Source organism: Shewanella putrefaciens (genome assembly GCF_016406305.1).
In the GTDB taxonomy this organism is placed as follows: domain Bacteria; phylum Pseudomonadota; class Gammaproteobacteria; order Enterobacterales; family Shewanellaceae; genus Shewanella; species Shewanella putrefaciens_C.
Genome location: NZ_CP066369.1, coordinates 2,433,666 through 2,446,359 on the forward strand (window position 1 = coordinate 2,433,666; position 12,694 = coordinate 2,446,359).

At 48.1% G+C, this 12,694-nt stretch carries 10 protein-coding genes and 1 riboswitch; of the genes, 2 read left to right on the forward strand and 8 right to left on the reverse strand.

Going from position 1 to position 12,694, the window contains the following annotated elements:
- Window positions 1–3 precede the first annotated feature (3 nt).
- Window positions 4–906, forward strand: a complete 903-nt coding sequence (locus tag JFT56_RS10600; protein WP_198780078.1) for a LysR family transcriptional regulator — start codon at window positions 4–6, stop codon at window positions 904–906.
- A 91-nt stretch (window positions 907–997) separates the two neighbouring features.
- Here JFT56_RS10600 and JFT56_RS10605 read toward each other — a convergent pair whose 3' ends face one another.
- From JFT56_RS10605 to JFT56_RS10645, 8 genes are all read right to left on the reverse strand, one after another.
- Complete coding sequence (locus JFT56_RS10605; RefSeq protein ID WP_198780079.1) at window positions 998–2,773, reverse strand: putative metalloprotease CJM1_0395 family protein; 1,776 nt, start codon at window positions 2,771–2,773, stop codon at window positions 998–1,000.
- A gap of 5 nt (window positions 2,774–2,778) precedes the next feature.
- The gene (locus JFT56_RS10610) at window positions 2,779–3,042 is read right to left on the reverse strand and encodes a chemotaxis protein (RefSeq protein ID WP_198780080.1); all 264 of its coding nucleotides are present in this window, start codon (window positions 3,040–3,042) and stop codon (window positions 2,779–2,781) included.
- A gap of 98 nt (window positions 3,043–3,140) precedes the next feature.
- Window positions 3,141–4,256, reverse strand: a complete 1,116-nt coding sequence (gene thiH, locus JFT56_RS10615; RefSeq protein WP_198780081.1) for a 2-iminoacetate synthase ThiH — start codon at window positions 4,254–4,256, stop codon at window positions 3,141–3,143.
- Window positions 4,253–5,017, reverse strand: a complete 765-nt coding sequence (locus JFT56_RS10620; protein WP_198780082.1) for a thiazole synthase — start codon at window positions 5,015–5,017, stop codon at window positions 4,253–4,255. The genes thiH and JFT56_RS10620 overlap by 4 nt, the downstream gene beginning before the upstream one ends.
- Window position 5,018: 1 nt before the next feature.
- The gene (thiS, locus tag JFT56_RS10625; protein ID WP_198780083.1) at window positions 5,019–5,222 is read right to left on the reverse strand and encodes a sulfur carrier protein ThiS; all 204 of its coding nucleotides are present in this window, start codon (window positions 5,220–5,222) and stop codon (window positions 5,019–5,021) included.
- A gap of 7 nt (window positions 5,223–5,229) precedes the next feature.
- Window positions 5,230–8,022, reverse strand: coding sequence for a ThiF family adenylyltransferase (locus tag JFT56_RS10635; RefSeq protein WP_233095508.1), 2,793 nt, complete (start codon window positions 8,020–8,022; stop codon window positions 5,230–5,232).
- Between the two features lie 2 nt (window positions 8,023–8,024).
- Entirely contained in the window at window positions 8,025–10,106 is a 2,082-nt protein-coding gene (gene thiC / locus JFT56_RS10640; protein WP_198780084.1) for a phosphomethylpyrimidine synthase ThiC, read from the reverse strand.
- Window positions 10,107–10,277: 171 nt separating this feature from the next.
- Window positions 10,278–10,376: riboswitch (TPP riboswitch) on the reverse strand.
- A 167-nt stretch (window positions 10,377–10,543) separates the two neighbouring features.
- On the reverse strand, window positions 10,544–11,605 hold the full coding sequence (locus JFT56_RS10645) for a hypothetical protein (RefSeq protein ID WP_198780085.1): 1,062 nt from the start codon (window positions 11,603–11,605) through the stop codon (window positions 10,544–10,546).
- 394 nt (window positions 11,606–11,999) lie between these two features.
- On the opposite strand from JFT56_RS10645, the gene trhA reads away from it, so the two are divergent.
- Window positions 12,000–12,683: a PAQR family membrane homeostasis protein TrhA gene (gene trhA, locus JFT56_RS10650; RefSeq protein ID WP_198780086.1), complete on the forward strand. Its 684-nt coding sequence runs from the start codon at window positions 12,000–12,002 to the stop codon at window positions 12,681–12,683.
- Window positions 12,684–12,694: the final 11 nt, after the last annotated feature.

Here is a 12,694-nt window from a genome sequence, read left to right on the forward strand (position 1 = left end):
ATTATGACTCGGGCTAAATCCACCCTAGAACAGTGGCGTATTCTGCAAGCCGTCGTCGATTTCGGCGGGTATGCCCAAGCGGCTGAAAAACTGAATAAGAGTCAGTCGTCCCTCAATCATGCCGTGGCCAAATTGCAGCACCAACTTGGGATAGAGCTGCTGGAGGTTAAAGGGCGTAAAGCCTATCTCACCCAGCAAGGTGAAGTGCTATTGCGCCGTTCTCGCCATGTCACTCAAGCGGTTAGCGAGTTAGAGCAACTTGCCAGCAATCTTGAGCAAGGCTGGGAGCCCACACTCACTATCGCCCGCGAAATTGTCTATCCAATGGAGAGCCTAGTCTGCGCCCTCAATGATTTTCTGCCCCATAGTCGCGGCACTCGTATCATAGTGTTGGACTCAGTGATCACCGGAACCCAAGAGTTGATCCAACAGAATAAAGTGGATATTGCTATCTGTGCCGGCATTCCGCCAAAAGGCTATTTATCCGAGCCTTTGTGTGAACACGAACTTCATCTAGTTTGCCATCCAAGTCACCCTCTCGCCGAAATAGGCACCCTCGATGATGATAAACTTCTGGCGCAGCACCTACAGCTGGTCATTAAAGATACTGGAGTGCAATCCAATATCGATATCGGCTGGCTTAAGGCTGAGCAGCGCTGGACTGTCTCCAATTTCCATGAGGCAAAAGTGATCTTAAAGCAAGGAATTGGGTTTTGCTGGATACCTTCATTCCTTATTCAAGAGGAATTGGCCTCGGGGGGATTAGTGCGCTTGCATTTACAGGGCAGCCAAAAACGCCGGATCATCTTGAGTCTAGTGATCCCCAATCGCGATCAGCAGGGCCCGGCATCAAAGTTACTCGCCGCAATGATCTTAAAACACCATGATCAAAACACCACAGCATAACAACGATAGAATGAAGTGATTAATCCGCTCAATATGCCAGTATTTAGGGCTTAGGGCTTAGGGCTTAGGGCTTAGGGCAAATACTCTTAGCCTACACACTGACGTCAAGAAAACGGGCTTGTTGATGACCAACCGAAGTGTAAAAACGCGTTGCGCCATTTTCCATTTGGGCCAAAGAGGCTTCCCTATGTAATGCCGCCCTAGAGTTGCCATGGCTATTTTGTGGTGGCGTAGCATTAAAGGCTAATGTGGCCGTTGGAGGCTCAGGAGGCTCAACACTCTCAGTAATAGCCTCATCTTCAGTTGTCGAATGTGAAGATATCTGCTCCGCTATTGTTTGTTTTATCTTATCAATCGCTTCTGTGACTGGTGTCGAAGCCGCTTCCTGGGGCTTTGCAATATTACCCGAGGCATCCACCTCTCCGGCTATGTTAATTGGGTGTTCTTTAAGGGGAGGCAACTCATCAATTTGGGCGTCTGCACCTATTAAAGTTTGAACTGTTTCTTGATCCACAATTTGCTTCTGACGCTCCTCGGCCAGTAATGCTTTAGCTTCTTCCATTTTCTTTAGGGCTTCTGTGGCAACGCGAATATCAGCACTAGAAGGATCAACGGGCGCCATGGCCGCCGCATAGACTTGCTTCATTTTATTGATCGTTGCTTGGGGATCGCCAGGCACAGCGGACACATCAATTTGAACTTCGCCATCAATTGCGTAACGTTGCCCATCCGCGCCCTTTTGATATTTAAAACTGGGACTTTGGGCATACTGACCGCCAACTGTCGCATGGGCATGCTCATGGGCTTTGACCTCTATATCCCGAGATTTAAGCGCTTCTACCTGTGCTTTTTGCTGTTCGACTGCCTCTTGCTCTTCGTCTTGCTGTTGTTTCTCTTTAGCTATTTCGGAGGATTGCGCTTGCTTTGCATTTTTAGGTTCTTCTTCCCCCTGTGCATTCACCCGGGCTTGGCTGTTTTGCGCCGCAAATATCGCAGCTAATGCTTGCTGTTTTTCCTGCTGCTGACGGGCTGCTTCCGCTCGCGCCGCTTTATCCTGTTGTGTCTTAACGTCTTTTTCATCATTTACAGACTTGCCAAACACTGAGTTAAATTGATCCTGTATCGACTTTTGTTCGGTGCTTTGTTCGGTGCTACTGGGCTGTTGTTCAACGGGAATCAAAGGAGGTTCATTGGGTGCAGAAGAGTTTATTCCAGAGACAGCGGTATTATTCCCCCTTATCTCCTCCCTAGAAACACCCACGAAAACATCAGAGTCAGTCACGATATCTGAGGCGGTGGGCTCACTCGCTTGGGAAAAAGCACCGTCCATTGGGCTAAGTGGTAAAGGAGAAGCTCCTATCGCGGAGGAATTTCCCCCAATGCTCCCTCCAATGTCAGAGAATGCCGAGATAAAAGGCTCGAAGGCCGCCACATCTGTGGCAGCAATTGATGGAACATGTTGCGCCCCAAGTGTTACTGATGGTACGACAGCTGTCGACATCGGCGCGGCAATCTGTCCATCACGCATACCAGTTATGGAACGTGGGCCTGTCAGTAAACTAAAGCTCGCGCTATCAGAATGTAGGGCAACGCTGGGGAGAAAAGTATCTGAACTAGGGGCAAGAAGAGAGGCGCGGCCAGCTTCGCCAGTAACACTGGTCAACTGGGGTTCAATCGGCCCACTCGCTTCAATTTTAGGGGAGCTGAACAGTGAGGTTACAGCGGTTTGAGTTAATGCCGCCTGAGCGCTCGCTCCTTGATAAACCTTATCGCCTTGATAAATCTTAGTTTGATGCTGCGGCTTATCATGCCCTAAAAACGAAGAGGATGGCGCTCCAACCTTGGATGATAGCGCCACGACAGACATAGTATTTAAACCTTGATATCAATGATCGAGCCTATGGTTTCTGATTCGGCCTCAATCACTTCGGCCGATGCTTCACCTTGCCTTAATGACTCATTGGCGGCGAGTAATGCCGAAACTTTATCGGTTTGCGCCACTTCTTTGCTGGGCTCTGCCGGGGTGGAACTCTGAGTCGGTGTCGGTTTAGCCACATCGATCGTCGCTTGAGTCAACCCTGATTGAGCACTTTGCAAGCCCTGCAGACCGGATGAATAAGCAGATTGAATTTGCATAACGGTATTCCTGCTCCTGTGATAATGGGTTAATTATTAACCAAGCCACCCTGAATGTACAGGTCTATCGCCGTTTCGAGCCATATTTTCTCCGGGATTTATGCCACAATCCACGCCGATTCCCAATCCTTAAATACTGGATGAAAACCCTGCCGTTGCATCTGTTCGATGACTTGCTCAACACTGCGATCATCGCTTATCTCAAACTGATCGAGTTGACTGTCGGGTGCTTGATAGCCCCCCGGTTGGGTCGAGCTGCCGGCACTGATTTGCGTGATCCCAAGAGGCAGTAGATTATCCCTCAGCTCAGGGCTTTCCCTTGTCGACATGCTGATATCAAGCTGATGATTAAAAAGTCTAAATGCACAAATCATTTGCACTAAACCTAGATCCGATAGCATGACTTTTGGGGAGATCCCGCCAGTACAAGGCCTTAGCCGTGGCAGCGAGATACTAAAGCGCGTGCGCCAATAGCGCTTCTCTAAATAATCTAAGTGATAACCCATCATTAACGCATCTAAACGCCAATCATCCAGCCCCAGTAATACCCCAAGACCAATTTTATCGACGCCCGCCCTCGCTATCCTATCTGGAGTTTCTAAACGATTGGCAAAATCCTGCTTTTTACCCCGCGTATGGTGTTTGGCATAGGTTTCAGGTTGATAGGTCTCTTGATAAATCATCACCGCATCTAAACCTAGTGCGACTAACTGTCGGTAATGATCCTCACCCATGGGCTGGACCTCCATCGCCACATGGCTAAATTGCGGCTTTACCAATGGTAAAATCTGTTTGAAATAATCGATACCGACCTTAGTTTCATGCTCACCCGACACCAGTAAAATAGAATCGAAGCCGCGGTGTTTAATAATGGCCATTTCGGCCATCAACTCCTGCTCATTCAAGGTTTTGCGTTTAAGTTTGTTACTCATGCTAAAACCACAGTAATCACATTCATTAGCGCACAGATTCGAGACATATAGCGGTAAATACATGCCCAGATTTGTGCCAAATCGCTGCCGCGTCAGCACCGCAGAGTGCTGCGCCATGGTTTCGATATAAGGCTCTGCCGCAGGTGATAATAAGGCCAGTAAGCTGCGTAAATCCCCTGCGGGGCTCACTAACGCCCGCTCGACATCTTGGGCCGTGCAAGAATACAAATCGAGTAACAGTTTATCCCGTGGGATCTTGGCAAATTCCGCTACAAAACTCATTGGTTTAAAAATCCCGTCAGAGGGCTGGTATGTACCGCGCCCGTTTGTACTCGGCCAAGCCCAGCTTCAAAGGCCCGTCTGCCACATTGCACCGCCTCCTTAAAGCACTCGGCCATCACTATCGGCGATGCGCTGCTGGCGATAGCTGTGTTGACGAGCACAGCATCGGCGCCCAGCTCCATTGCCCGCGCAGCCTGTGAAGGTGCGCCAATGCCGGCGTCGATCACCACTGGCACCCGCGACTGCTCTATGATGATTTTTAAAAAGCTTTCAGTCACTAAACCTTGATTACTACCAATCGGACTCGCCAGTGGCATAACCGCAGCGCAGCCAACTTCTTCTAATCGCCGACACAGTACCGGATCGGCATGCACATAGGGCAACACGGTAAAACCTTTCTCGCAGAGGATTTTGGCCGCGGCGAAAGTTTCTATCGCATCGGGCATTAGGTACTTAGGATCCGGGTGGATTTCGAGCTTAATCCACGAAGTGCTCAGCATTTCACGGGCAAGCTCAGCCGCAAACACCGCTTCCTTGGCGTTTCTCGCCCCCGAAGTGTTAGGCAATAGCCGAACACCCGCTTGACGTAACGGCGTGAGCAAATCATCAAGCCCCATTTTAAAATCAATTCTTTTCATCGCAACTGTCACTAACTGCGATTTTGAAGCCGTTATCGCCTCAAGCATCACTTGGCTATTGCTGAATTTTCCCGTTCCGGTAAATAACCGTGATTCAAACTCCACATCGGCAATCTTTAACATACTAGCCTCCCGCTACAGCTGAAAAAAGTTCTAATTTATCTTCATGTTGGCAGAGAATAGATTGCCAGCGGTTGCGCGGAACCACCTCGGCATTCAACACGATAGCAACCGAATCGAGGGCAATATTTTGCGCGAGGATCACCGCCGCCAGTGACGTCGGTTCAGATAAGGACTGTGGGACATTATTTATGTGAATTAAAATCATATCAAACCTAAAAAATATCTTTAATTGATGATAGATAGACCCCTTTTGGACGACATACATCACAGTGGGGATCCCGCGTTAATGTCGCTGCGGTCCATAAAAGTGATTTAGCATCAAAGCGCCAAAAGCGCCCCAACAAGGCATTTTTAGGTGCATCACAACCGCTGTCCTCACTCAGCAAGAGTTGCATTGCGACTAAGGATTGCATTGACGCCATCACGCCCACACTCGGCCCGAGCACGCCTTGGGTGCTGCAACTCTGCGGCACTCTCGTCTGCGCGGGGAAAATACAGTGATAGCAACCACCGGAGGGGAACCGAATTTGATCGACCGCGAATAATTGACCACTAAATGCCGCGATTGACGCGCTAACTAAAGGTAAAGCTGCTTCGATACAACGGCGATTAATGCCTTGGCGAGTCGCAAAATTATCGGTGCAGTCAAGCACTAGCACCCTTTTACCTTGTTGTTTTGCCAGTAAAATATCAGCCAAAAGATGAACTGCAGTTTCTGCATTAAATGCTGTTTCATGGGCAGTCACAGTGCACTGCGGCGCTAAGCCTTTGAGCTTTTGCTTGGCAACTCGCGCTTTATTGAGCCCAATATCGCCATCGTTGAATAACAATTGTCTTGGCAGATTCGATACTTCAACCTTATCCATATCGATTAACGTCAAGTTGCCAATACCAGCGCAAGCCAGATACTGCGCCGCCAATTGGCCTAAGCCGCCAAGCCCAACAATAACAACGCTAGCGTCGGCCAGTTGCAATTGCCCTGCCTCACCGACTTCTGGCAGTAAGACTTGTCGGGAATAACGCATAAAATCAGCATCGCTAAGTGTTTTGCCACTGACCGTCTCGCCATTATAAAGCGGTTTATTTGTGCTCATGTTTAGCATGCACTTAGCACCCAAATATGGCTCCCAAGCTTGGCTCAGCGCTGCAAAGGCTGCGACTGGATCCTGAGCTTCGGTTATAGCCCGCACCACAGCAATATTGCCCACCCCCGTGGCTTTCACTTCTGCTAGATTATCTAAGTCGATGCCGCCAATGGCGACCAAGGGATAATGGTCTTGGAGTAACGCCACATAGTGTTTAAGTTTTGCGAGCCCTTGGGGCGCCGAAGGCATTTGCTTCGTTGTGGTGGGGAATATATGTCCAAGCGCTATATAGGATGGCGAGTATTGATGGGCCAATAACAGCTCGAAATAACTGTGGCTCGATATGCCAAGCGCAAGTCCCGCCGCTTTTATGGCGGCTAAGTCAGCTACAGCGAGATCTTCTTGGCCTAAATGTATCCCAAAGGCATGGTATTTTATTGCTAACTGCCAGTGATCATTGATAAAAAGCTGCGCATTAAAATGTTTACCTAAGGCAATGGCCGTTTGAATTTTTGCTTCTAATTCAGAGCCAATTAGCTCAGGTTCGCCTGACTTAGATTTGCCTGACTCACATCTATTTAGCGCAGACTCATCTAAATCAGATTCGGGTGGCGCTGCAGCGGTTGACCCGCTGGTATCTGTTTTTATCCGTAACTGCACGGTTTTAACGCCGGCAGCTAACAAACTTTCCAACATGGCTAAATCATTCACTACGGGGTACACACCAAGATCGGCATCGAGCGCTTTAAACCCGTGGGGTAAAATATTTTGAGCTGGCGTCGAGGCTATTCTTTCCTGAGCCCTTGCCAGATCTTTTGCAGATAAAACTGTTGCTGCTAAATCACTGCCAGCACCAAGGTTTTGCTTAAGATGATGATTAATAAAATTGTCATCACACGGCCTGATCTTGGCATAGCGGAACAAGTCATTTGGCCACCCCATACGGGCCAGCGGCCCAGGGCCTTGCCCTAAGCCAATCGCCGCGCTTAAGCCTTGACCCACGTAGGCTTTGGCAACCACCACCGCATCTTGCAAGACAAACCCCTGCGCTAACACAGCGGCAATGGCCGATGACAAAGTGCAGCCACTGCCATGGTTATGGCGGGTATTAACCCGCGGGCTTGCCAACCAGAAACGCCCATTTTGATGCAGCTCAGAGCTCGCACGCACTTGACGACAAACTAGATAATCCTCGGCAAGCTCAAGATCCCAGCCGTTGCTATCGCGAGCATTAGCCTGAGTACTATCGTGAGCGCTAGCGTGAGTTTGAGCATGAGTATCAGCAAGAATGTCAGTGCTGCCAAAGTTTACATCACCCCCTTTGGCGAGCACACTGCAATCAAGACTCTGGGATAAAGCCAGTGCCGCGGCAGCGAATTGCGCTTTCGTTGTAACATCACTGTGAGTTAACCGCCCAAGTTCAAGCACATTGGGCGTGATAAGTTCAATTAAACCTTTGAAAAGCCTAAAATCTAAGGCTGATTTGGCCGCACTTTTTATATCCTGACAGTTATCTACTGCTAATGCATCGCCACAACTGGCGACCATCACAGGATCGACAATCACGGGCACGCTTGGATAGTGGCTTTTAAAACTCACCAGCCAATCTGCCAATAATGCGACTTGTGATTGATCCGCCAGTAAACCGATTTTAATTGCTTTGGGTGGCAAGTCGGAAAGTAAAGTCGTCAGCTGAGCCATTAACATCGCCGCCGATACGGGTTCGACTAAAGTGACCGCCACAGAGCTTTGCGCCGTCACTGTGGTGATCACACTGCAACCATGACAGCCCAAATCTTGAATCGTCGCTAAGTCCGCCTGAATACCGGCACCACCGCCACTGTCTGAACCGGCTATAGTCCAAACAATCGCGGGGCGAGCGGTATTCATGGACGCATTATCCCCATGAATACCCAGCATAATTAGGCTTCCTCAGCTTCGGCGACAAGCTTGTCTTTTACCTGCTTGTCTATCACATGCTTGTCTTTCACGTGATAAAGCTCGGCGCCGGAGGCGGTAAATTCTGCCGATTTTAGCGCCATAGCCGCTTCCAATTCCTGCGGCGTCTTGATTGTAACTTGCATGACTTGGGCAACTGCTTCAACGGGTTCTGGCTTTGACTCTGCCTTCGTTTGTGTTGCTTCTAAACCTGCGGCATAGGCGCGCACATCTTGGGTGATTTTCATCGAACAAAATTTAGGGCCGCACATAGAACAAAAATGCGCGACTTTGGCCGATTCCTGCGGTAAAGATTCATCGTGATAAGCCCGCGCGGTGTCAGGATCGAGCCCTAGGTTATATTGATCTTCCCAGCGGAATTCGAACCGCGCCTTTGAAAGCGCATTATCACGAATTTGCGCACTCGGATGACCTTTGGCCACATCGGCGGCATGGGCGGCAATCTTGTAAGCAATCAAACCTTGCTTAACATCTTGTTTATTCGGTAATCCTAAGTGTTCCTTTGGCGTGACGTAACACAACATGGCGCAGCCGTACCAAGCGATCATGGCCGCACCTATGCCGGAGGTAAAATGATCATACCCAGGGGCGATATCGGTAATTTGTGGGCCAAGGGTGTAAAACGGCGCTTCATCGCAGTGAGCTAACTGCTTGTCCATGTTCTCTTTAATGAGCTGCATCGGGATATGCCCCGGCCCTTCGATAATGGTTTGTACGTCGTATTCCCAGGCGATTTTGACTAGCTCGCCTAAGGTTTCAAGCTCTGCAAACTGGGCAGCATCATTGGCGTCGGCAATCGATCCTGGGCGCATGCCATCACCTAAAGACAGAGATACATCGTAGGCGACGCAAAGCTCACAGATCTCACGAAAATGGCTGTAGAGGAAATTTTCTTTATGGTGACTCAGGCACCATTTGGCCATGATAGAACCGCCGCGGGAGACAATCCCAGTAACGCGTTTAGCCGTCATCGGCACATAACGAAGCAGTACACCAGCATGAATCGTAAAGTAATCAACACCTTGCTCCGCTTGTTCAATCAAGGTATCGCGGAACACTTCCCAGGTTAAATCCTCGGCCACGCCGTTCACTTTCTCCAGCGCTTGATAAATCGGCACTGTGCCAATGGGCACTGGCGAGTTACGGATGATCCATTCGCGAGTTTCGTGGATATAACGGCCCGTGGATAAATCCATTACCGTATCTGCGCCCCAACGGGTTGACCAGACAAGCTTTTCCACTTCTTCTTCGATGGAAGACGTCACCGCAGAATTACCAATATTGGCGTTCACTTTCACTAGAAAGTTACGCCCAATGATCATAGGTTCGGCTTCGGGATGGTTAATATTCAGCGGAATAATCGCGCGGCCACGGGCAACTTCGGCGCGGACAAATTCGGCGGTAATCGGTTCGCCGACTAAGGCACCAAAGGCTTCGCCCTTGGCTTTACGATTGAGGATTTCATCCTGTACTTCGGCGAGTGCCATGTTCTCGCGGATCGCCACATATTCCATTTCGGGCGTGATAATCCCTTGACGGGCATAGTGTAATTGGCTGACTCGTTTGCCCGGCAGCGCTCTGCGTGGGCGGACAATAGAATTTGAACCAGCTTCGAAACGCAAATGGTCTAGCCCATCGTCGGCGAGTCTTTGTTGGGTAAAATCTGAGGTGGCACAGAGTAATTGCTCTGTATCGTTGCGGGCTAGGATCCAGTTTTGTCTTAATTTACCAAGGCCTAGACGCACATTGATGTCGGCCTCAGGATCCGAATAGGGTCCGGCGCAATCGTACACGCGAATTGGCGGATTTTTTTCCATGATAGGCGCCTCAGCCGTCCCGCCGACAAGGGTGTCAGTCTGCAGGATTTGCCGCATGCCAACGCGAATATCGGCACTGGAACCTTCGAGATAAATCTTTTGTGAATTAGGATGTTGCAGCGGCGCTAACGTATCGATAAAGGCTTGGGCTTGGGCGCGGGTTTCGCGGCGACTCGGCGCTTTGCTGGCCGCGTTGGCCGATGTGTATTGTTGATTCGAACTGGACATAAGCAATCTCACTTTAAAAAAATAGAGTTGCTTGTCTGGAGACTTGAGTTGTTGATAGCTGAGTCAATCGAGCCTAAATGCCGAAAAGGCACACTTAGGTTTCATTGCTCAATAACGATTAAATCAGCCTGAATCATTTGTGATCTGTCCACTATGATCCACGATTTAATGGGTGTTATTACGCTTGTTTCCTTCGCAGGTTTTAACCTGATCAGGTTCAACGGATCCCGAATAAACGGTCTCAGCCAAGAGGCACTCCGACAAGATGAGTGTGCAGTATAGACAGAAGCGGCAGCAACAAACAAGGGAAATAACAATTAAAACCCGTCAATATAAATCAAAACAAAAGACGCATAATTATTTGTTTTTATAGAAAATAAAATTTACAAACCAAATAATCTGCAATTGAAGTGAAAATAAATCATAAAAGAAAGTCGCTATTTATGGGGTTTGAGCATCATTTTATTTAATCGAGATTGAATGGCATCATCAATCGCTTGATTGATTTTTTTACCACTACAGTCAAATGGGAAGCCTAAATTTTCGGCGTAAGGATTAACTTGAGTCCCGACTTGTACCACGCGATAACAAGTGTCCCCTTTACGCACAATACGATTCGGATCAAGCGCCAAATCTAAGCTTGTTGGCCCGCTAAAATCATCGGCGTTAGGGACAAACAACAGTTCCATCTCTGGGCTCATTTCACTCATATTCGATTTACGGGTGAATTTATCGGCCTGTTCAATCACGAGATCATCGAGCGCTTGTTCACGCTGACGTTCAAAATATTGCTGGGTGAATAGTCCGACACTCGCGCTTGGCGCTAATCCCTGAGCACCTATTTCTTTGGTACTTGTTGCGCCTTCGCTGGACTCTAGTGTTTGCGACTGCGTCGACTGAGTTGACGCCTTTGCTGTACTAACAGATTTAACCGCTGTTTTATCTGTATTAGGAACCTGTAAAGCTTCGGATTTAGTGCTTGTTACCGATTTAGACTCTGGTTTAGGTTCTGCTTTAAGCACTGGTTCAGACTCTGGTTTAAGCTCTGCTTTAGACACAGTCTTAGGTGTAGGTTTAGATTGCATAACCACTGACTCGACTAGTTTACCCTGCGACGCATTGTCTGGCTGAATAGTCACGGCCTGTGTGGGCGCTTTTGTTGAGGGCGTCTCTCTATCATCAAGCTTTGACTGTGTTGATGGCGCATAAATAAAGTAAGCCTTAAGTGCGCTCACCTTAGGAGCCCGCTCGGCCAGGGATAAACCTAATTCACCCTGTTGGCTGCGCCATAAAAAAACCAAGAGGTATAACAATAAACCGTGGGCGAATATCACCCCCATTAATAGTTTGAAATTCGAAATGTTTAATCGATATCCCCAGCCAAGACGCTGTTTTCCCTGCAATACACCTCTATTATCTTGCTTATCCATTAAATCGAATGGCAAGTTCGTATCGAACGACACTCCTGATACACTTTGGGTAAAGCATTTAATGGGCATGAATCCCTCCGCCGCGGACATGTTATCGGCTTTGGAACCCTTGGTATGACTAAGTGCTAAATCAGGTTGAAAAGGCAACATCCATCCCCTAGAACTGAACTAATCCATTTATCTCTAACGCAAATTAGAGAAAATGACTCAAACAAAGTTCCAAGGGTTTCGCTTTAATTGACGTAAGCTTTCCTTCAAATGACGTAGATTTTTGCTTTAATTGCAATGAATAACAAGTTACGGTGGTCAAACTTTGATGTTGATAAACAGCCATTAAACGGGCGTTTTTAACTTTATTCATCCGAACAAAAAACAAATCAGCTTACACGCGTAAGCTAAATATGGCTTTCAATTTCATCTACTGTTAGACTCGCTCATTATCGCTATCGAGTGAATAAGCCCTATGCCAAGCCAGAGTATAATCGACCCCAAAGTCAGCAGAGAAAAACCATTGCACACCAATGAATACAGCCTAAGTGAAGAGATTGCTAATAGCATTAGCCATTCCCTAGGCGTTATTGCCGGCGTCGTGGGCTTAATCTTAATGCTATTAAAGGGCGCGGGGCACCTTTCAAATACTCAACTTACAGGTGTCATTATTTATGGTGCCAGTATCATAGTGTTATTTTTATGCTCAACCCTATACCACAGTGTGACCAATAGACGATGGAAGCATAAACTTAAGATTGCCGATCATTGTGCCATTTATTGTTTAATCGCGGGCACTTATACACCGCTGATGCTGATTAGCCTGCAGGGAACACAGTCCACCGTCATCCTCACGGCAATTTGGTCACTGGCGATTGGCGGTATCTTATTTAAAACGCTATTTATTCATAAATTCAAAAAGTTAAGTCTAGTGCTATACCTTGCCATGGGCTGGTTATGCGTCACTGTGATCGGCGATTTGACGGCATCGATGACGGAACTGGGGTTTAATTTATTGATTTTAGGCGGGCTTTTTTACACCTTAGGGGTGATTTTTTACGTGGGTAAACGCATCCCCTTCAACCATGCGATTTGGCATTTATTTGTGCTCGGCGGGGCCATGAGCCACTTTCTGTGTATTTATCTGACAGTTATTTAACTGACAGTGAT

Excerpts from the sequence above, each read along its gene's own strand:
- JFT56_RS10605 (WP_198780079.1), bottom strand. The coding sequence starts at position 2,773 with ATGTCTGTCGTGGCGCTATCATCCAAGGTTGGAGCGCCATCCTCTTCG.
- JFT56_RS10645 (WP_198780085.1), bottom strand. The coding sequence starts at position 11,605 with ATGCCCATTAAATGCTTTACCCAAAGTGTATCAGGAGTGTCGTTCGAT.
- thiC (WP_198780084.1), bottom strand. The coding sequence starts at position 10,106 with ATGTCCAGTTCGAATCAACAATACACATCGGCCAACGCGGCCAGCAAA.
- JFT56_RS10610 (WP_198780080.1), bottom strand. The coding sequence starts at position 3,042 with ATGCAAATTCAATCTGCTTATTCATCCGGTCTGCAGGGCTTGCAAAGT.
- JFT56_RS10635 (WP_233095508.1), bottom strand. The coding sequence starts at position 8,022 with ATGCTGGGTATTCATGGGGATAATGCGTCCATGAATACCGCTCGCCCC.
- JFT56_RS10620 (WP_198780082.1), bottom strand. The coding sequence starts at position 5,017 with ATGTTAAAGATTGCCGATGTGGAGTTTGAATCACGGTTATTTACCGGA.
- thiH (WP_198780081.1), bottom strand. The coding sequence starts at position 4,256 with ATGAGTTTTGTAGCGGAATTTGCCAAGATCCCACGGGATAAACTGTTA.
- thiS (WP_198780083.1), bottom strand. The coding sequence starts at position 5,222 with ATGATTTTAATTCACATAAATAATGTCCCACAGTCCTTATCTGAACCG.
- trhA (WP_198780086.1), top strand. The coding sequence starts at position 12,000 with ATGCCAAGCCAGAGTATAATCGACCCCAAAGTCAGCAGAGAAAAACCA.
- JFT56_RS10600 (WP_198780078.1), top strand. The coding sequence starts at position 4 with ATGACTCGGGCTAAATCCACCCTAGAACAGTGGCGTATTCTGCAAGCC.